Raw genomic sequence first — 16,503 nt, forward strand, 5'->3', positions numbered from 1 at the left:
GCGTATGAAATGTTGCATCGGGGTGAAGTGGATTTTTTTATTTATTGCTTTTTACCAGTTATTAATTTGGCAATTTCCTCTAATGACATGGAAGAATTGACCTCATACGAGCCGATTTGTAAACTTCGAGCATATTTTGCGTTCGCAAGTAATAGCTCCATTTCTACACTATTTGTAATAATGCCACCGTCTTCGAGCTTTTGCGCCACAATATAGGGCGTTATGCCGCTATATATTTGAAGTGTCATTGTGACTTCATTATCAGCGTTCGGGGTACTATCAATACGCTTATCTTCTGTAGACGTGTCAGTTGTATTTTCTTGTTGCTTATTTTCATTCCCAGTTTCTTTCGTCGAGTTCGCCTTTAATGTTGCGATTTCTTTCGTTGCTTGCTCAAGTTTTTTTTGTAGTTCCTCTACGTCCTTATCGTTTGAGGAGGCAACTGTCGGTAGACCAATATTCAGATCCAAGCGATCGGCTAAAGAAAGCAATGCGCCGACTAGGAAAAGGGCGATACCAAATGCACGGATGGCGGATTTGTTCATTATTATCTACCTCCGTTTGCAATCACTTGTCGCACTTGCTCTTCCGTTAAATTGGAGCGAATACTAATATCAGCAATGGAAAGTCCTTGCTTGTTGAGTTCGAGTACCTGACTGATAATGATTTCATGAATCGGCTTTAAGTTGTTTGGCATCGGTTCAGCCTTTTTTACTTGTGCAGCTTGTTGAACAGCCTGCATAACCTGTTGAACCTTTGGATTTTGCGTCGGAGGATTTTTAGCTATGGATGATTTAACCTGAAATTCAGGTTCTAGTAATAGCTCTTCTTCCACAATTTTGAGACGTCGCTTTAAATTATTCGTTTCTTGAAAAATAGAAATGGATAATTCTTCGACATCTTGTTCGACTTTTTTCGCACTATCTTTGAAAAAGAACGATAAAAAGATAAGAACGATACCGACAATCATAAGTATGATGGATAAATCCACTAGTTTCACCCCATTAAATTATGTAATTATAAGGTATTTTACCACATGCAAACTTAATATGAAATGAAGGTAGATTTTTTTTCAGTTTATGTTATAATAGGTTAGTCGTATAAATCATGCTCAAATTTAAATTCTTGATATAGAGTGGGAGGGTTAATAATGCGCGTAAATATTACTTTAGCTTGCACAGATTGCGGCGAACGTAACTACATTTCTAAAAAGAACAAGCGTAACAATCCAGAGCGTCTTGAACTTAAAAAATATTGCTCTCGCGAGAAGAAATACACTCTTCACCGTGAAACAAAGTAATCGCTCATTAAGCCAAAACCACACGTGGTTTTGGCTTTCTACATTTTAAAGGGAGGTGCGATGTCGTGGATAAAACATCGTTGCGAAACAAGGTGCGTGAAGCACTCTCAAATATGAGTGCAGCTACATATCGCGAACAATCATTTGCTATCGCAAGAAAAGTGCTACAGGAACCATATATAATAGAAGCAAATACGATTGGCATTACCATTTCTAATAAGCCAGAAGTTGACACAATTCATCTAATCGAAGCACTTTGGAAGCTTGGTAAAACAGTGGCAGTTCCAAAATGTAACGCAAAAACAAGAGAAATGTCATTTTATGCGATAGAATCGTTTGCCCAGTTAGAAACTGTTTATATGCATTTGCGTGAACCAATTCCGGAAATAAGTGAGTTTGTTGACGCAAATGAAATGGATATCATACTTGTTCCTGGCGTAGTTTTTGACACACAAGGCTATCGAATAGGCTACGGTGGTGGTTATTACGATCGCTATGTATTACACTATAAAAAAGGTAAACTAATGTCTGTGCTTTTTGATGAGCAACTATATGAACAGGTGCCTGTAGAGACGCACGACTACCCAGTAGATCTTATCATCACACCGACAAAACGCATTGATTGTGAAGCGCAACGAGGAGCGAAATAAAATGGATAAAATGCTAGATATTTATGATTTATTAAAAACATATGGCACTTATATTTATACACGTGATCCCATTGGCGATTTAATGTTAATGGAGGATGAAATTCGTGAGTTGTACAAGGCGAATGTACTCGACATTAAAGATTACCAAATGGCATTGTTGTTAATACGACAAGAAACGACAAGACTGCGGGTTGAGCAAAATAAGCAGTAATGTTTCAATAGCGAATAATTTGGGTACCGTAAAAATATCGTAATATGTATGTAAAATTCGTAAAAACAGTGGTTTACCACTGTTTTTATGTTTTTACGAAACTTTTTACATTTAAAAACGTATATATTAATGTTAAGCTATAATGAAGCCGAGGAGAAAGGCTGCCTAAAAATATATCTGTTGATTATCTGTAAAAAATGGATTAAGATATATTTTGTTTCAGAAATCAAATTGTAAATTTTATTATTTTTTTGTAAGGAATAGGGAGGATGTTAGGAATGAAATTAACTAAGTGGCCTAAACATTCATTTATGATACTAGCAATCGTAGCAACTTGGATAAAAACGGTCATTGTGTACCACACAAGCTTTGAGTTGAAAATTGAAAATGCAATGCAACAATTTATTTTGTTTATTAATCCATTAAGTTTTTTACTGTTTGTTTATGGATTATCGTTATTCTTTAAAACACCTAAAATAAGAAATCGCTATATAATCACTATGAGTATCGTATTATCGATTGTTTTATATGGAAACGTTGCGTTCTATCGATTCTACAATGACTTTATTACATTGCCGGTATTATTTCAGACAAGTAACTTTAGTGATTTAGGAACTTCCGCTGCAGCTATTATTAATCCGTGGGATCTTTTATATTTTGCTGATGTCTTTATTATTATTATCGCTAATAAGTATTTACCTAAAATGAAAGCAGCGGTAAAAGTAAACGTTGAATTCCGCCGTGCATTTTTCGTGTTAGCTATTGCCATGACATTTTTAAACTTAGGTTTAGCGGAAACAGAGCGTCCACAATTATTAACACGTAGCTTCGACCGCGAACTACTTGTTAAAAATATAGGTACGTACAACTATCATCTATATGATATTTATATTCAGTCAAAGTCATCTGCACAACGCGCATTAGCGGATGGCAGTGAATTAGTAGAAGTAAACAACTACATTCGTTCTAACCAAGCAGCGATTAACGAAGATATGTTTGGAAAATACAAAGATCGCAACTTAATTGTCGTGTCTCTCGAGTCATTACAAAACTTTGTGATTAATAATGATATGAATGGACACGAAATTACGCCATTCTTTAACTCTTTAACAAAAGATCCAGATACGTATTATTTCAGTAATTTCTATCACCAAACAGGGTTAGGGAAAACATCAGACTCTGAGTTTATTGTAGAAAACTCATTATTTGGTCTTGGCCGTGGTGCGGTCTTCTTCACACATGGTGGTAATACGTATAACTCAATGGCAGAGCGTCTTGGGGAAAATGGTTACTTTACAAATGTTATGCACCCGAACAATAAATCGTTCTGGAATCGTGATATAATGTACCAATCTTTAAAAATTGATAAATTCTATGATGTAGACTCATATAAAATAGAAGAAGGCCAAGCTGTCAACTGGGGTATGAAAGATATTCCGTTTATGGAGCAGTCCGCTGCATTGATGAAAGACATGCCACAGCCATTCTACTCTCGTTTAATTACGTTAACAAACCACTATCCATTCACTTTAGATCCAGAAGACGTGATGATTCCTGAATACACGTCAAACTCAGGAACGTTAAATCGCTACTTCCAAACAGTTCGTTACATGGATGAGGCGCTAAAAGATTTCTTCCAAGATCTAAAAGACCAAGGTGTTTATGATAATTCGATTATCGTTATGTATGGAGACCATTATGGTATTTCCGAAAACCATAATAAAGCAATGGCACAATATTTAGAAAAAGACGGCATTACACCGTATGATAATGCATTATTGCAAGAAGTACCTTTATTCATCCATATCCCTGGCGATGGTCAAGGAAAAGAGATGACAGAGGTATCCGGACAAATAGATTTACGACCAACTATTTTACATTTACTTGGCGTTGAAACGTCAAAAGATATGCAACTTGGTGCAGATTTATTCTCACCAGAGCACGAGGATTTCGTTATCTTCCGTGACGGCCGATTCATTACAGATAAATACGTTTATGCTGGTGAGGCTTGCTACGACAAAGCAACAGGGGAACAAATTGATGTAGCGCCTTGTCAACCTTATGCAGACCGAGCAACAACGGAATTAGAAAATTCGGATGCCATCATAAACGGCGACTTACTCCGATTCTATGATGAAAAAACAGGCAATTTAAAACAAAATGCAGTGAAATAAATCAAAAAAGGCATACTAGAAATTCTAGTATGCCTTTAATTTTTTGGGTGCCAGTCACGCAAACAATTCAGGTAATTTTGAAAATTTAGCAATGCAATCGCATGCTAGTTATCATTTACAGATTCGATAGGAACTGCTGTAAGTCCTTTTGTGTAACTTGCCCCTCCACTGTATATCTCAAAGTCCCCTCAGCATCAATAATAAAGGTAGTAGGGTAAGCCATGACTTCGAAAGCCTTCCCAAGTGCTCGATCATGATCTAAGAAAATAGGAAAACTTAAATTGTATAATTGTTGAAATTTGATTGCATTTTCACGACTATCATTTGAAGTCGCATTGATTGCTAGCAACTCAACATTATTTGGTTTTTGCTCATAAAAAGTATTTAAATCTGGCGCTTCCTCATGACAGGGACCGCACCAAGAAGCCCAAAAATTAATAATTAGAATGTTCCCTTTATATTCTTCTAACGTCGTTGAGGATTCATCTAAGCGTGTTAATGGGCTTTCAAAGTTAAGCATCTTTGCCCCTGTTTGTTTATCTACAATCAAATTAGGTTGGCTCTCTTTGTATATTTCATTTTTCACAGCAATACCAATGAGTGCCAGTACAACTACTAACGAAATGAGCATTAAAATCGTTTTACGTTTCATCATAAATCTCCTTTTAGTGCATATAGATATAGGTAAATTAGATAAATTATTCCATTTTTAAAAAACCCTACTTATATGATAACGTAATTTATGAGAAGAAACCTCCTATTTTTTATAAGGGTTAGCATGATTCGTGGATGAAAGCATTCTACAAAAAAAGAAAAAGAGCAGCCTCATAATAGAGACTGCTCTTTTCTGTCTGGATTTTAGTGTAACACTGGAGGATATCCACTATGAATGATTGTCATGATGACGAACCAACCGAATACCCCAGCACTTGCTAAGTTGAAAACAATGCTTAGTAAGTTTTTTTCTTTAATTGCTTGGAATGTACCAACGACAGCTAAAATCGCTACTAGACCAAAAATAACCATTAATAAGTTCATTAAAAAAGACACTCCTTTCGACATCAGAAAATGAATGTCGTAAACAATATTCCTCCTTAATTGTAAACGTTCTACCTGTTTTTGTCGAGGACTAATATAGCGTAAAGTATGAACTTTTATCGTCAAATTGTGGCAAAGAATGTATAATATGAAGTTGAGGTGATAAAGATGATGAACGTACGAAGCTATTCCCTTGGACCAATCCAAACGAATTGTTATATCGTATCGAATAAAGAGAAAGAATGCTTAATATTTGATCCAGGCGAAGAAGCGACAAAAATTATAAAGGTAATTCGCAGCAATGGATTGAAGCCATTGGCCATTTTTTTAACACACGCCCATTTTGACCATATTGGTGCAGTGGATGAAGTCAGAGAAGCTTTTCATATTCCGGTGTGGATTCATGAAAAAGAGGTTAGCTGGCTAGATGACCCGATGAAAAATGGTTCAGGTAAATATGCTTCTTTACCGGATTATAAGGTTGCTGCTCCTGCTAAAGAACATATTATTAAGAAAGAACAACTTTTTGAAATAAGTAATTTTGTATTTAATGCCGTATTTACTCCTGGCCATTCACCTGGTAGTATTTCATATATTTTTGAACAAGATGGTTTTGCCATCGTTGGAGATACATTATTCGAACAAAGTATAGGGCGTACAGATTTACTTGGAGGATCAACAAAACTATTACTTGCATCCATTCATGACAAACTCCTATCATTGCCTGAAGATACCATTGTTTACCCTGGTCATGGTAATTACACAACAATTGGTACAGAAATGGAAACGAATCCTTTCTTAAATGGCTTTTAATGGCATGTGATAGTAAAAAGTGATAGGTAATAAAAAAAGCGTGTCTCAAGATTGTTGAGACACGCGATTTTTTGTATTAATGACCGCCACCAGGTACGTGAATGAATGTTGTATAGTACGTGAAGCCAGCGAAGAATACAGTTAAATATGCTCCGAAAATGTACATGTACATACGTTCTGAAAGGTTCAAGAAGCCTAATAATAAGAATAAACCTGTATTACCTACGAATAATAGCGATACCTCGTTCATACCACCAAGGTAGAACATAACTGCAAAAATACCTGTCCAGAATGCCATAACTTTATACATATTATCCATGAAGATTTCCCCTCCTTTTGCCCACGACACAATAATCTCTTACTCATTATAAATGATATGAAAGGTGTCTGTAAACTGGAACTTCTGCTTCTTTGTGACAAACAAATGGATTTTACAAATTAGCTATCAATTTCTGTCACGTTAATTTCATATTTGCATAAATCGCAGTTATGTACCATGCTTTCGATTTGGAAAAATTCATTATTAGAGAATAATGCATTTAATTGTCCTTTTAAGTAAGATTCGTGTAAAGTACAAACGATGTCCGAGTGGGTATTAAGCTGCTCTTGAAATGGGCAATTAAAAATGGAGAAAATCACTTTTTTCCCTTTTTCCGTTTGCTGTATTTGTGGAGTATAGCCAATTAATGCAGCATTGTCTGTTAATAGCTGAAGCTTGTGTTCGAAGGATAGCATGTTATTTAGTTTTAATTCAGCATTTACATAATTTTTCATTTGTTGATAGCCATCTTGATAACTAATTTCCTGACATTTAGTTAAAGCAGATGGTCCTAACTCTTGTACTAACTGGATCGTCCATTTTAATAAGCGCTCCTCATCACGTCTAGGGAATGTTAGTGAAACACCTTTTTCAGATGCCTTATAAACACGACCAGGTCGTCCGCCTTTACCAGTTTTTGCGAAGTCTGCTGTAATAATATTAATTTCTGAGAGCTTGGTTAAGTGAAGGCGTGCAACATTTGGATGAATGCTGAATTTATCAGCAATATTTTGTACAGTTACCGTTTTTTTCTCTTTTAAAATATACTCATAAATGGAGTATCTCGTTTCGTCGGCTAAAGTACTAGTAATTTTTAATGGATGGATCATTTACATCACCTCATTGTATTATTTGAAAAATTGCTGTTAATGAAAAGTTAGGAAAAAAATCATGCTGATTCTATTATATTGCATTATTGGAAAAGATACAGATTCTTTAGGCTTAAATATTATCTTTTTCATATGTTTTGTTCATATTTTGTGAAAATTTGTATGTTATCCACAACATTTTTAGAAAAATCTGCATTTGCTAGTGAAATATCCATCAAATTTTTTTTTTAGAAAAAGGGCTTTTCTCGTAACGTGTTCCTCTTTATACTAGGAAATAACGAATAGAGCGGTCATATTCGAATGAACTAGAAAGAAGGGGTAACTATGCAAACTTTTGAATCTGTTGTAGAACAAAAGAGTGAGCATCTTTTAGTGAAAGCCTATCATTTTGGTGCTTCGGATTTATTACTTATACCGCAAGAAAATCGGTATATAATCTATTTTCGAAAATATGATAAGTTGCTGACAGCAGGAGAGCTCCCCACTGAACTCGCCGAGCGTATCGTATCCTATTATAAATTTTTAGCAGCATTAGATATTAGTGAGCGACGTAAACCACAAAGCGGCTCTTTTCAGAAAATAGTGGAGCAAAATCGTTTTGCTTTACGCGTTTCCACACTTCCTTCTGCTTATTTAAAAGAAAGCCTGATTATACGGCTTCTACTTCAAAACCACGCATTTCCACTTACATCCTTAAGCTATTCCAAATGTGCAGCTGATAAGTTAACAAATCTAGTGGACAATCAACAAGGCATTTTATTGTTTTGCGGCGCAACGGGCACTGGTAAAACAACGTCTTTGTACTCTTTAATACACCATTGTTCTAGCGAGCTTCAACGCCATGTTATTTCATTAGAAGATCCTGTAGAAAATAAACAAGTCAATCTTCTTCAAATTCAAGTAAATGAACGAGCTGGCATTACTTATGCGGCGGGCTTAAAAGCGATTTTGCGGCATTCGCCAGACGTGATTATGATCGGTGAAATACGCGATCAAGAAACAGCTAAAATTGCTATTGAAGCAGCTCTTACAGGTCATTTAGTGCTGTCAACTATTCACGCTAAGGATTCAGTAAGTTGTCTCTATCGGCTTTTAGATTTAGGGGTGTCACCAGAAGAGCTGCGTCAAACAGTAATTGCTATTGTGGCACAAATGTTACTTCACATTCCGCAACAGCAAGAGGAAAGACGAGCATTATTTGAAATATTATGTGATCGCCACCTTGATCATGCCATTCAAGCTTTGATACAAAAATCGCATTATGCAATGCCTTATCGTCTTACGTTGGCTGGTCAAAAAGAAGAAATTATGAGGCAACAATATGCTGCAGCTCAGAGCGTTTATTGACAAACTACAACTGGATTATAAAAGAACAACAAAGTGGCGACTAAAAGAACAAGCACAATTTATTAGGCGTTTAAGTGTCTTAATACAGGAAGGCTATTTGTTTGCTCAAGCGGTGTCCATGCTGCTGCCACACCATGTAAAAAACCATGAGGAGGTACAACAATTTGTAGATGAAGCACTTAAACAAGGCAAAGGTGTTATTGGCGTATTTGACACTTTACAATTAGCCAAGCATTATTTAGTAGCCATTTCAATTGCTGAACATAATGGCCATTTGGTTGAAGCATTAGGTGGTGTGGCCAAGCAAATGGCGTTGAGCCAAGAGACTAAGAAAAAATTAATAAAGTTACTTTTGTATCCAGTAGTATTGATTGTATTTTTATTATTGTTGTTTCTGTTATTTCGTACTTTTTTCTTTCCTAATATTGAAGCAATGGTGACAAGTCGCAACGATTATGCAACAGAGGAACAGTCGTCTATTGCCGTATCTAAATTATTACTACATGTTCCAGACGTATTTATCGTAGTGTTTTTTGTTTTGACTTTAGCTAGCATCATTTTTCAGCGTATGCTAAAAAGGTTATCGGTTGCTCGACAGCTCCAAATAATGTTAAAAACACCTTTTGTGAATAGCTATTTTCGCTTAACCATTACAAAACAATTTTCTGCTTATTTGGGTAGCTTGCTGCACAGTGGTTTTTCCTTACAAGCAAGCTTGCAGATTTTAGAGCGACAACGGTACCAACCGAATGTACGCTTTTTAGCTAGTCGCATAAAGGAAAGGGTTACTTTTGGAGATACGTTAACACAGGCAGTTTCTTTACTTCCAGTGTGGCAAAACGATTTTGCAACGTTTGTAGAGCATGGGGAGCAAAGCGGTTACTTAGGGAAGGAATTAGTATTATATAGTGAATTATTGTTAGAAAAGCAAGAACTCCTGTTGCAAAGATTGCTTGCATTTGTACAACCAACGTTTTTTGTTTTTATTGCTTTATGTATTGTTGCGGCCTATGTCAGTCTATTGTTACCGATTTATCACATGATTGAACTTATATAGGAGGACCTATCATGAAACATATACAACAAGAAGGTGGATTTACTTTAATTGAAATGTTAATTGTTCTGTTGATTATTTCTATTTTAATACTTATTACAATTCCAAATGTTACAAAACATTTTGCGACGATTGATGAAAAAGGATGTGCTGCATATATCTCGATGGTGCAAGGACAAGTCGAGGCTTATCGGGTAGATTTTATGGAGTATCCTACATTAGACGATTTGGTCAAAAAGGGATATTTAAAAGAGCAGGGAACGACTTGTCCAAATAAGGAAAAGATCGTGATTACCACTAAAGGAGAAGTGCAATTAGCAAAACAATCCTCTACAGCAGAGGTTGATGGGCAATGAATCGCATTAAAAATGAGCGAGGCTATACGCTGCTTGAAATGGTCATGGTGTTGTTTGTAGTAATGTCATTAACTGCTATTGTGACAAAATTATCAGTGAAAGTAGCTGAAGCAAAAGAAGTGGAACGCTTTTTTATGCAACTGCAATTAGACCTTCACTATTTGCAAACGTATAGTATGCACCACAAGGATTATATATTTATAAAATTTGAACCACACTTACAACGTTACAGTATTAAAAAAGATTTTTTTACAACAGTATATACTCGCCCCTTTCCAAAAGGGGTGGAACTATTGACAGAGGGGACAAACGTTTATACAGTGCGCTTTAACTTTATCGGTAATATGATGACCCCAGGGACACTTTATTTTCATACACCTCATGGGCTTAAAAAAGTAGTCATAACGTTAGGGCGAGGGAGAATGAGAGTCGAATGAATGAAACAGGCTACTCATTTGTTGAAACAATTGTTTCTGTTGTTATTGTAATGGTGCTCTGCTCGACGTTAATTCCGATTAGCTACACAATGAAAACAACACTCTATCATCAAAAGCTTGAAGTTGCCGCTGCCGAAACGGCTTATGAAGGGTTAAAGCACTATCGTTATTTCCAGCAAGTTGCAGGAGTAAAAACGATTGACGATGTAGATTATCATTGGCTATTTGATGGACAGAAAATATGTGTCACATTTCAAAATACAAGAGAACTGCGTCAAAAGTGTATCGAATTAGCAGGTGAAATTCGATGAACGACAAAGGATATACTTTATTGGAAGCGCTGTTTCAAATAGTCGTCTTTGTGCTCGTTTGTCATGTTTTCGTCCTGATTATTCTGTGGGCAACTACAATGAAAACTTCTATCATGACGGATGAACATTCAAAATGGGAGTTATTTGTTTTCGAAATGAGTACGAATTTAGTAAATGCTACTTCCTTATCGGTAAGGCAAAATCAAAGAACGATCATGCTTCAAACAGCCAATACATGGCAGTATTTTGACTGCTATCACAATATGATTCGACAAAGAGTGAATGGTGGTCATGTCCCGATGATTGTGGGTATAAACAATTGCCAGTTTCAATTGAGTGGCAATGAACTGACAATCGCTGTCGAATTTCCAAGCGGTTTAAAGAAGGAGCGGACCTATTTTGTACCAATTATTGAAAAATGACAGAGGGGCTGTTTTTTTAATCGCAATTGCATTATTATTTTTTGTAACTACTTTTGTTCTTACGTATTGCATGTCTTATGAGATTCAGTTTCGAACATATGATGGGTTAGAAAAGATGAATGTTCGAGCTACGATAAATTTATTAGGACAAATTTTGTCAGACAGTGTAGAATCGTAGTAAGAAGGTGATTCGAATGCGAAAAATATATTTAGTTGGCTTTATGGGCTGCGGGAAGAGTGCGTTAGGTAGACGGTTAAGTTATTTATTAAAATTACCCTACTATGATATGGATCATGAAATTGTCAGACAGCAGGGAATGACGATTCCACAAATTTTTGAGAAATATGGGGAGGCTCGTTTCCGTGAAATAGAAACGGAATTTTTGAAAAATTTCCGCGACGAAGCATGTATTATCTCTACAGGTGGCGGTGTGGCTATAAATGGGGAAAACCGAAAAATTATGAGACGCAGTGGACTTGTATTCTTTTTAGATGCGACATTCGAAGATATTTATAAACGAATACAGCATGATCCCAATCGACCAATAGTACAAAGATCGACGAAGGAAGAGTTAGAGGAGCTGTATCATTACAGAAGAAAGTTTTATCGCGATGCAGGACATATTCAAGTGCTGACAGAAGGTAGAACGATTCGGCATATTCTAGAGTATTTAGTATTTCAAGTAAAAAGATTAAAAAGCGAACGATGATTGATTTATACGACTGCAATATTCGTCTTTTAAGTTAATTTAAAAAATGTTTGCCTTTTCAATGCAATCAATGTTAGGATATAGACTAATAAGATAACTTTTTGTACATTGAATACTAAATAGTACCAAGAGCATTCTTGGGCGGATGATTGTACGGGGAGAGCGCGTGTAGACGCCACCGAAGGAGCAAGTAGCAAAGGGCTATGAATCTCTCAGGTAAAAGGACTCGTACAAGACGCAACTCTGGAGAGAGCTGTAATACAACAGCCACCAAAGGGGAAAGCCTACTAAATTGGCATTTTCGCAATGCGAGTTAGTTTGGTGTAACTTTCAGGTGCAAGGACAGAGAATCCCGAAAAGGGGTTCGTCTGTCTTTTTTTATGTCTAGACATTTGTCAAAGTACAATCGAGGCACATAGTTTTTCGTTTGGCACAAAGGATAACTGCCTTAGCGTACTTAAGGCGTATGCGCTTGAAATGTCAAAAAAGCAGACGAACTACTACCAGTAAAATGATACGAACAATAAGGAGGCAATAGTAATGACGAATGAATTAAAACGTACACCTCTATTTGACGAATACGCAAAGTATGGTGGTAAAACAATTGACTTCGGTGGATGGGAATTGCCAGTACAATTTACTTCTATTAAAGAAGAACATGATGCAGTGCGTAATCGTGCAGGCTTATTTGATGTGTCTCATATGGGCGAAATTTTAGTAACGGGTCCAGATGCACTAGCGTTTTTACAAAATCTTTTGTCCAATGACATCGCTAAAATTGCTACTGGTCAAGCGCAATACAATGCAATGTGCTATGAAGATGGTGGCGTTGTCGATGATTTATTAACTTACAAACTTGCAGATGATCATTATTTACTATGTGTCAACGCAGCCAATATTGAAAAAGACTTTGATTGGATGATGGAAAATCAACATCAGTATGATGTCACAATTGACAATCAATCCGAAGCTTTTGCACAAATCGCTTTACAAGGACCACTTGCAGAAGAGCTTCTTCAATCATTAACGGCTACGGATGTAAGTGCGATTAAATATTTCCGCTTCCAAGAGGATGTTGACATTGCAGGACATAAAGCGTTAGTATCTCGCAGTGGTTACACGGGTGAAGATGGCTTTGAATTGTACGGTGCTCCAGCGGATATTAAAGCTCTTTGGGCTATTATTTTAGAGGCAGGAAAAGACAAAGGCGTTGTGCCAGCAGGCTTAGGTTGCCGTGATACATTGCGCTTTGAAGCGGGTCTGCCACTTTATGGGCAGGAACTTTCTGCTACAATTTCACCACTTGAAGCGGGCATTGGCTTTGCTGTGAAATTGAATAAAGATGACTTCATTGGGCATGATGCGTTAGTAGCACAAAAAGAGAATGGTTTAGCGCGTAAAATTGTCGGTATTGAAATGATTGATAAAGGGATTCCACGTCATGGTTACAAAGTGTTCAAGGATGGTCAAGAAATCGGTGAAGTGACAACAGGTACGCAGTTGCCTTCTTCAAAACGTAATGTTGGTAACGCCTTAATTGACAGCCAATTCGCAACTATCGGAACAGAATTGGAAATCGAAATTCGTGGTAAGCACTTAAAGGTAGTAACAGTTGAAACACCGTTTTACAAGCGTTCAAAATAAAATTTGAAAAGAGGGACCTACATTTATGAAACATCGTTATTTACCAATGACGGAGCAAGACAAACAAGACATGTTAGACGTAGTTGGTGTATCGTCAGTCGATGAGTTATTCGAGGATATTCCTGAAAAAGTTCGTTTCAAAGGCCTTTATGATATTAAAGAAGCAAAATCAGAATCAGCACTTTTAAAAGAGTTATCAGCACTCGCTGCAAAAAATAAAGATACAAATGCGAACGTATCATTTTTAGGTGCAGGTGTCTACAATCACTATAAACCGATTATCGTAGACCATGTCATTTCTCGTTCTGAATTTTATACAGCCTATACTCCGTACCAACCTGAAATTTCACAAGGGGAATTACAAGCGATTTTTGAATTCCAAACAATGATTGCGGAGCTTACAGGCATGGATCTTGCCAACTCCTCTATGTATGACGGTGGAACAGCACTGGCAGAAGCAGGGATGCTAGCTGCAGGTCATACACGTCGTAAGAAAATTTTAGTATCTGAAACGGTTCACCCTGAATATCGTGATGTCGTTGCTACATATGCATACGGTCAATCAATCGACATCGTTACAATTCCTCATAAAGATGGTGTCACAGATGTAGAAGCTTTAAAAGAGCTAATTGATGAAAATACAGCGGCTGTTATTGCACAATATCCAAACTTCTTCGGTCAAGTAGAAGATTTACAAGTTATCGGAGATATTGCACATGATGCGAAAAGTTTATTTGTTGTATCATCTAACCCACTTGCACTAGGAATTTTAACACCACCAGGTAAGCTTGGTGCCGATATTTGCGTTGGCGATGCACAAGTATTTGGTATTGCGGAAAGCTTCGGCGGTCCACACTGTGGATTCTTCGCTGTCACAACAAAATTAATGCGTAAAGTGCCTGGTCGTCTTGTTGGGGAAACAGTAGATGGTGAAGGTCGTCGTGGTTATGTGTTAACACTACAAGCGCGTGAACAGCATATTCGTCGCGATAAAGCAACATCGAATATTTGTTCAAACCAAGCGCTGTTAGCTCTAGCAGCATCTGTTGCAATGACTGCTTTAGGCAAGCAAGGCGTACGCGAAATGGCCATGCAAAATATTGCGAAAACACGCTACGCAAAAAATGCTTTTGAAGCGGCAGGCTTTACAGTGGCATTCCAAGGTGCACACTTTAACGAAATCGTTGTAAAAACAAATAAATGCGTGAAAGAAATCAACAAAGGCTTACTTGAAAAAGGCATTATCGGCGGTTATCCATTAGGTCAAACATACGATGCACTGAAGCAACATGTACTAATCGCTGTCACAGAATTACGCACGAAGGAAGAAATTGATGCACTTGTTGCAGAAATGGGGGCTCTCAATGCATAACGAAAATCAATCACTCATTTTTGAAATTACAAAAGAAGGTCGCGTAGGGTATAGTTTAGAAGCGTTAGATGTACCAGAAATCGATCTTGCGGATTTACTTCCTGCAAACTGTATTCGTGAAGAAGCGGCGGAGTTACCAGAAGTTTCTGAGCTTGATATTATGCGTCATTATACTGCGCTATCTCGTCGTAACCACGGTGTAGACTCTGGTTTCTATCCACTTGGTTCATGTACGATGAAGTACAATCCAAAAATCAATGAGTCAGTGGCACGTCTATCTGGCTTTGCCAATGTACACCCATTACAAGATGAATCTACTGTTCAAGGTGCAATGGAACTTCTTTATGAACTGCAAACGTCTTTAGTCGAAATTACAGGGATGGATGAAGTCACATTACAACCAGCGGCAGGTGCGCATGGTGAATGGACAGCATTAATGATGATTCGTGCTTTCCATGAAGCGAATGGCGAAGGACATCGTAATAAAGTCATCGTTCCTGACTCTGCACACGGTACAAATCCAGCATCAGCAACAGTTGCAGGCTTTGAAACAATTACAGTTAAATCTGATGAAAACGGCTTAGTCGATATCGAGGATTTACGTAAAGTTGTAGGGCCAGACACAGCGGCATTAATGTTAACAAACCCAAATACACTAGGTTTATTTGAAGAAAATATTATCGAAATGGCAGAGCTTATTCATGAAGTTGGCGGGAAAGTATACTACGATGGCGCTAACTTAAATGCCGTAATGAGTAAAGCACGTCCTGGCGATATGGGCTTTGACTGTGTACACTTAAACTTACACAAAACATTTACAGGTCCACACGGTGGCGGTGGTCCAGGTTCAGGTCCAGTAGGCGTAAAGGCTGATTTAATTCCATTCCTACCAAAACCAGTTCTTGTCCGAACAGAAGATGGCACATACCACTTCGATTACGAGCGTCCACAATCAATCGGCCGCGTTAAACCTTACTATGGAAACTTTGGCATTAACGTACGTGCTTATACGTATATCCGTACAATGGGTCCAGATGGCTTAAAAGCTGTTACAGAATATGCTGTACTCAACGCAAACTACATGATGCGTCGTCTAGAGCCATTCTACGAACTACCTTATAACCGTCATTGCAAGCATGAATTTGTATTATCTGGTCGTCGTCAAAAGAAACTGGGCGTTCGTACATTAGATATCGCAAAACGTCTGTTAGACTTTGGCTACCATCCACCAACAACGTACTTCCCACTCAATGTGGAAGAGGCGCTAATGATCGAGCCTACAGAAACAGAATCAAAAGAAACATTAGATGCTTTCTGCGACATTATGATTCAAATCGCCAAAGAAGCAGAAGAAAACCCATCGATCGTACAAGAAGCACCACATACAACAGTCGTATCTCGCCTAGACGAAACACGCGCTGCCCGTACACCAGTGCTTCGTTATCAAAAAGCATAATGTATAAAAAACCGTTCACGTCAAGTTGAACGGTTTTTTTGTTCACACTTAAGCAATCC

General features: G+C 37.4%; 22 protein-coding genes and 1 riboswitch. Of the genes, 16 read left to right on the top strand and 6 right to left on the bottom strand.

Translation table 11 applies throughout. From position 1 onward, the window contains the following. Nucleotides 1-41 precede the first annotated feature (41 nt). Both C9J37_RS01800 and C9J37_RS01805 read right to left on the bottom strand, forming a co-directional pair. Nucleotides 42-545 (bottom strand): hypothetical protein, encoded by a 504-nt coding sequence (locus tag C9J37_RS01800; protein WP_107893981.1) that lies wholly within the window; start codon nucleotides 543-545, stop codon nucleotides 42-44. 2 nt (nucleotides 546-547) lie between these two features. Continuing rightward, nucleotides 548-991: a hypothetical protein gene (locus C9J37_RS01805; protein WP_024361278.1), complete on the bottom strand. Its 444-nt coding sequence runs from the start codon at nucleotides 989-991 to the stop codon at nucleotides 548-550. A gap of 159 nt (nucleotides 992-1,150) precedes the next feature. Here C9J37_RS01805 and rpmG point away from each other — a divergent pair, with 159 nt between their 5' ends. From rpmG to C9J37_RS01825, 4 genes are all read left to right on the top strand, one after another. Beyond that, complete coding sequence (rpmG, locus tag C9J37_RS01810) at nucleotides 1,151-1,300, top strand: 50S ribosomal protein L33 (RefSeq protein WP_008408521.1); 150 nt, start codon at nucleotides 1,151-1,153, stop codon at nucleotides 1,298-1,300. A 65-nt stretch (nucleotides 1,301-1,365) separates the two neighbouring features. After that, entirely contained in the window at nucleotides 1,366-1,950 is a 585-nt protein-coding gene (locus tag C9J37_RS01815) for a 5-formyltetrahydrofolate cyclo-ligase (protein ID WP_107893982.1), read from the top strand. Nucleotide 1,951: 1 nt separating this feature from the next. Next, nucleotides 1,952-2,161 (top strand): YqgQ family protein, encoded by a 210-nt coding sequence (locus C9J37_RS01820; RefSeq protein ID WP_024361277.1) that lies wholly within the window; start codon nucleotides 1,952-1,954, stop codon nucleotides 2,159-2,161. A gap of 278 nt (nucleotides 2,162-2,439) precedes the next feature. Next, on the top strand, nucleotides 2,440-4,335 hold the full coding sequence (locus C9J37_RS01825) for an LTA synthase family protein (RefSeq protein WP_107893983.1): 1,896 nt from the start codon (nucleotides 2,440-2,442) through the stop codon (nucleotides 4,333-4,335). Nucleotides 4,336-4,450: 115 nt separating this feature from the next. Here the strand turns inward: C9J37_RS01825 and C9J37_RS01830 are convergent, their stop codons facing one another. Both C9J37_RS01830 and C9J37_RS01835 read right to left on the bottom strand, forming a co-directional pair. Continuing rightward, nucleotides 4,451-4,987, bottom strand: a complete 537-nt coding sequence (locus tag C9J37_RS01830; RefSeq protein ID WP_167397240.1) for a TlpA family protein disulfide reductase — start codon at nucleotides 4,985-4,987, stop codon at nucleotides 4,451-4,453. 206 nt (nucleotides 4,988-5,193) lie between these two features. Next, nucleotides 5,194-5,373 carry a DUF2759 domain-containing protein gene (locus C9J37_RS01835; protein WP_107894032.1) on the bottom strand — a complete coding sequence of 60 codons (180 nt, stop codon included), beginning with the start codon at nucleotides 5,371-5,373 and terminating at the stop codon, nucleotides 5,194-5,196. 168 nt (nucleotides 5,374-5,541) lie between these two features. Between C9J37_RS01835 and C9J37_RS01840 the strand changes: the two genes are divergently transcribed. Beyond that, nucleotides 5,542-6,186 (top strand): MBL fold metallo-hydrolase, encoded by a 645-nt coding sequence (locus tag C9J37_RS01840; RefSeq protein WP_107893985.1) that lies wholly within the window; start codon nucleotides 5,542-5,544, stop codon nucleotides 6,184-6,186. 76 nt (nucleotides 6,187-6,262) lie between these two features. Here the strand turns inward: C9J37_RS01840 and C9J37_RS01845 are convergent, their stop codons facing one another. Both C9J37_RS01845 and C9J37_RS01850 read right to left on the bottom strand, forming a co-directional pair. Next, nucleotides 6,263-6,505, bottom strand: coding sequence for a DUF2626 family protein (locus tag C9J37_RS01845; RefSeq protein ID WP_024361272.1), 243 nt, complete (start codon nucleotides 6,503-6,505; stop codon nucleotides 6,263-6,265). A 119-nt stretch (nucleotides 6,506-6,624) separates the two neighbouring features. Continuing rightward, nucleotides 6,625-7,335 carry a helix-turn-helix transcriptional regulator gene (locus tag C9J37_RS01850; protein WP_107893986.1) on the bottom strand — a complete coding sequence of 237 codons (711 nt, stop codon included), beginning with the start codon at nucleotides 7,333-7,335 and terminating at the stop codon, nucleotides 6,625-6,627. Nucleotides 7,336-7,659: 324 nt separating this feature from the next. Between C9J37_RS01850 and comGA the strand changes: the two genes are divergently transcribed. From comGA to gcvPB, 11 genes are all read left to right on the top strand, one after another. Next, nucleotides 7,660-8,682 (top strand): competence type IV pilus ATPase ComGA, encoded by a 1,023-nt coding sequence (gene comGA / locus C9J37_RS01855; protein ID WP_107893987.1) that lies wholly within the window; start codon nucleotides 7,660-7,662, stop codon nucleotides 8,680-8,682. Further along, nucleotides 8,657-9,739, top strand: a complete 1,083-nt coding sequence (gene comGB, locus C9J37_RS01860; protein ID WP_235616991.1) for a competence type IV pilus assembly protein ComGB — start codon at nucleotides 8,657-8,659, stop codon at nucleotides 9,737-9,739. The genes comGA and comGB overlap by 26 nt, the downstream gene beginning before the upstream one ends. 11 nt (nucleotides 9,740-9,750) lie before the next feature. Then, nucleotides 9,751-10,092 (top strand): competence type IV pilus major pilin ComGC, encoded by a 342-nt coding sequence (gene comGC, locus C9J37_RS01865; protein WP_107893988.1) that lies wholly within the window; start codon nucleotides 9,751-9,753, stop codon nucleotides 10,090-10,092. Next, on the top strand, nucleotides 10,089-10,529 hold the full coding sequence (comGD, locus tag C9J37_RS01870) for a competence type IV pilus minor pilin ComGD (protein WP_107893989.1): 441 nt from the start codon (nucleotides 10,089-10,091) through the stop codon (nucleotides 10,527-10,529). Before comGC ends, comGD begins: the two co-directional genes overlap by 4 nt. After that, nucleotides 10,526-10,840: a hypothetical protein gene (locus C9J37_RS01875; protein ID WP_107893990.1), complete on the top strand. Its 315-nt coding sequence runs from the start codon at nucleotides 10,526-10,528 to the stop codon at nucleotides 10,838-10,840. Before comGD ends, C9J37_RS01875 begins: the two co-directional genes overlap by 4 nt. Next, nucleotides 10,837-11,262 carry a competence type IV pilus minor pilin ComGF gene (gene comGF / locus C9J37_RS01880; protein ID WP_107893991.1) on the top strand — a complete coding sequence of 142 codons (426 nt, stop codon included), beginning with the start codon at nucleotides 10,837-10,839 and terminating at the stop codon, nucleotides 11,260-11,262. Before C9J37_RS01875 ends, comGF begins: the two co-directional genes overlap by 4 nt. Continuing rightward, nucleotides 11,240-11,440 carry a hypothetical protein gene (locus C9J37_RS01885; protein WP_024361264.1) on the top strand — a complete coding sequence of 67 codons (201 nt, stop codon included), beginning with the start codon at nucleotides 11,240-11,242 and terminating at the stop codon, nucleotides 11,438-11,440. Before comGF ends, C9J37_RS01885 begins: the two co-directional genes overlap by 23 nt. 16 nt (nucleotides 11,441-11,456) lie before the next feature. Beyond that, entirely contained in the window at nucleotides 11,457-11,972 is a 516-nt protein-coding gene (locus C9J37_RS01890) for a shikimate kinase (RefSeq protein WP_107893992.1), read from the top strand. Between the two features lie 145 nt (nucleotides 11,973-12,117). Beyond that, nucleotides 12,118-12,210, top strand: a riboswitch (glycine riboswitch). Between the two features lie 302 nt (nucleotides 12,211-12,512). Then, complete coding sequence (gene gcvT, locus C9J37_RS01895; protein ID WP_107893993.1) at nucleotides 12,513-13,616, top strand: glycine cleavage system aminomethyltransferase GcvT; 1,104 nt, start codon at nucleotides 12,513-12,515, stop codon at nucleotides 13,614-13,616. A 25-nt stretch (nucleotides 13,617-13,641) separates the two neighbouring features. Continuing rightward, complete coding sequence (gene gcvPA, locus C9J37_RS01900) at nucleotides 13,642-14,988, top strand: aminomethyl-transferring glycine dehydrogenase subunit GcvPA (protein ID WP_107893994.1); 1,347 nt, start codon at nucleotides 13,642-13,644, stop codon at nucleotides 14,986-14,988. After that, nucleotides 14,981-16,444, top strand: coding sequence for an aminomethyl-transferring glycine dehydrogenase subunit GcvPB (gcvPB, locus tag C9J37_RS01905; protein WP_107893995.1), 1,464 nt, complete (start codon nucleotides 14,981-14,983; stop codon nucleotides 16,442-16,444). The genes gcvPA and gcvPB overlap by 8 nt, the downstream gene beginning before the upstream one ends. The last annotated feature ends 59 nt before the right edge of the window (nucleotides 16,445-16,503 follow it).

The sequence above is a fragment of the Lysinibacillus mangiferihumi genome (assembly GCF_003049665.1).
Classification (GTDB): domain Bacteria; phylum Bacillota; class Bacilli; order Bacillales_A; family Planococcaceae; genus Lysinibacillus; species Lysinibacillus mangiferihumi.

What these genes read in the sequence shown, in the direction of transcription:
- C9J37_RS01800 (WP_107893981.1), bottom strand. Translation starts at nt 545, where the DNA reads ATGAACAAATCCGCCATCCGTGCATTTGGTATCGCCCTTTTCCTAGTC.
- rpmG (WP_008408521.1), top strand. Translation starts at nt 1,151, where the DNA reads ATGCGCGTAAATATTACTTTAGCTTGCACAGATTGCGGCGAACGTAAC.
- C9J37_RS01820 (WP_024361277.1), top strand. Translation starts at nt 1,952, where the DNA reads ATGGATAAAATGCTAGATATTTATGATTTATTAAAAACATATGGCACT.
- C9J37_RS01825 (WP_107893983.1), top strand. Translation starts at nt 2,440, where the DNA reads ATGAAATTAACTAAGTGGCCTAAACATTCATTTATGATACTAGCAATC.
- C9J37_RS01830 (WP_167397240.1), bottom strand. Translation starts at nt 4,987, where the DNA reads ATGAAACGTAAAACGATTTTAATGCTCATTTCGTTAGTAGTTGTACTG.
- C9J37_RS01835 (WP_107894032.1), bottom strand. Translation starts at nt 5,373, where the DNA reads ATGAACTTATTAATGGTTATTTTTGGTCTAGTAGCGATTTTAGCTGTC.
- C9J37_RS01840 (WP_107893985.1), top strand. Translation starts at nt 5,542, where the DNA reads ATGATGAACGTACGAAGCTATTCCCTTGGACCAATCCAAACGAATTGT.
- C9J37_RS01845 (WP_024361272.1), bottom strand. Translation starts at nt 6,505, where the DNA reads ATGGATAATATGTATAAAGTTATGGCATTCTGGACAGGTATTTTTGCA.
- C9J37_RS01850 (WP_107893986.1), bottom strand. Translation starts at nt 7,335, where the DNA reads ATGATCCATCCATTAAAAATTACTAGTACTTTAGCCGACGAAACGAGA.
- comGA (WP_107893987.1), top strand. Translation starts at nt 7,660, where the DNA reads ATGCAAACTTTTGAATCTGTTGTAGAACAAAAGAGTGAGCATCTTTTA.
- comGB (WP_235616991.1), top strand. Translation starts at nt 8,657, where the DNA reads ATGCTGCAGCTCAGAGCGTTTATTGACAAACTACAACTGGATTATAAA.
- comGC (WP_107893988.1), top strand. Translation starts at nt 9,751, where the DNA reads ATGAAACATATACAACAAGAAGGTGGATTTACTTTAATTGAAATGTTA.
- comGD (WP_107893989.1), top strand. Translation starts at nt 10,089, where the DNA reads ATGAATCGCATTAAAAATGAGCGAGGCTATACGCTGCTTGAAATGGTC.
- C9J37_RS01875 (WP_107893990.1), top strand. Translation starts at nt 10,526, where the DNA reads ATGAATGAAACAGGCTACTCATTTGTTGAAACAATTGTTTCTGTTGTT.
- comGF (WP_107893991.1), top strand. Translation starts at nt 10,837, where the DNA reads ATGAACGACAAAGGATATACTTTATTGGAAGCGCTGTTTCAAATAGTC.
- C9J37_RS01890 (WP_107893992.1), top strand. Translation starts at nt 11,457, where the DNA reads ATGCGAAAAATATATTTAGTTGGCTTTATGGGCTGCGGGAAGAGTGCG.
- gcvT (WP_107893993.1), top strand. Translation starts at nt 12,513, where the DNA reads ATGACGAATGAATTAAAACGTACACCTCTATTTGACGAATACGCAAAG.
- gcvPA (WP_107893994.1), top strand. Translation starts at nt 13,642, where the DNA reads ATGAAACATCGTTATTTACCAATGACGGAGCAAGACAAACAAGACATG.
- gcvPB (WP_107893995.1), top strand. Translation starts at nt 14,981, where the DNA reads ATGCATAACGAAAATCAATCACTCATTTTTGAAATTACAAAAGAAGGT.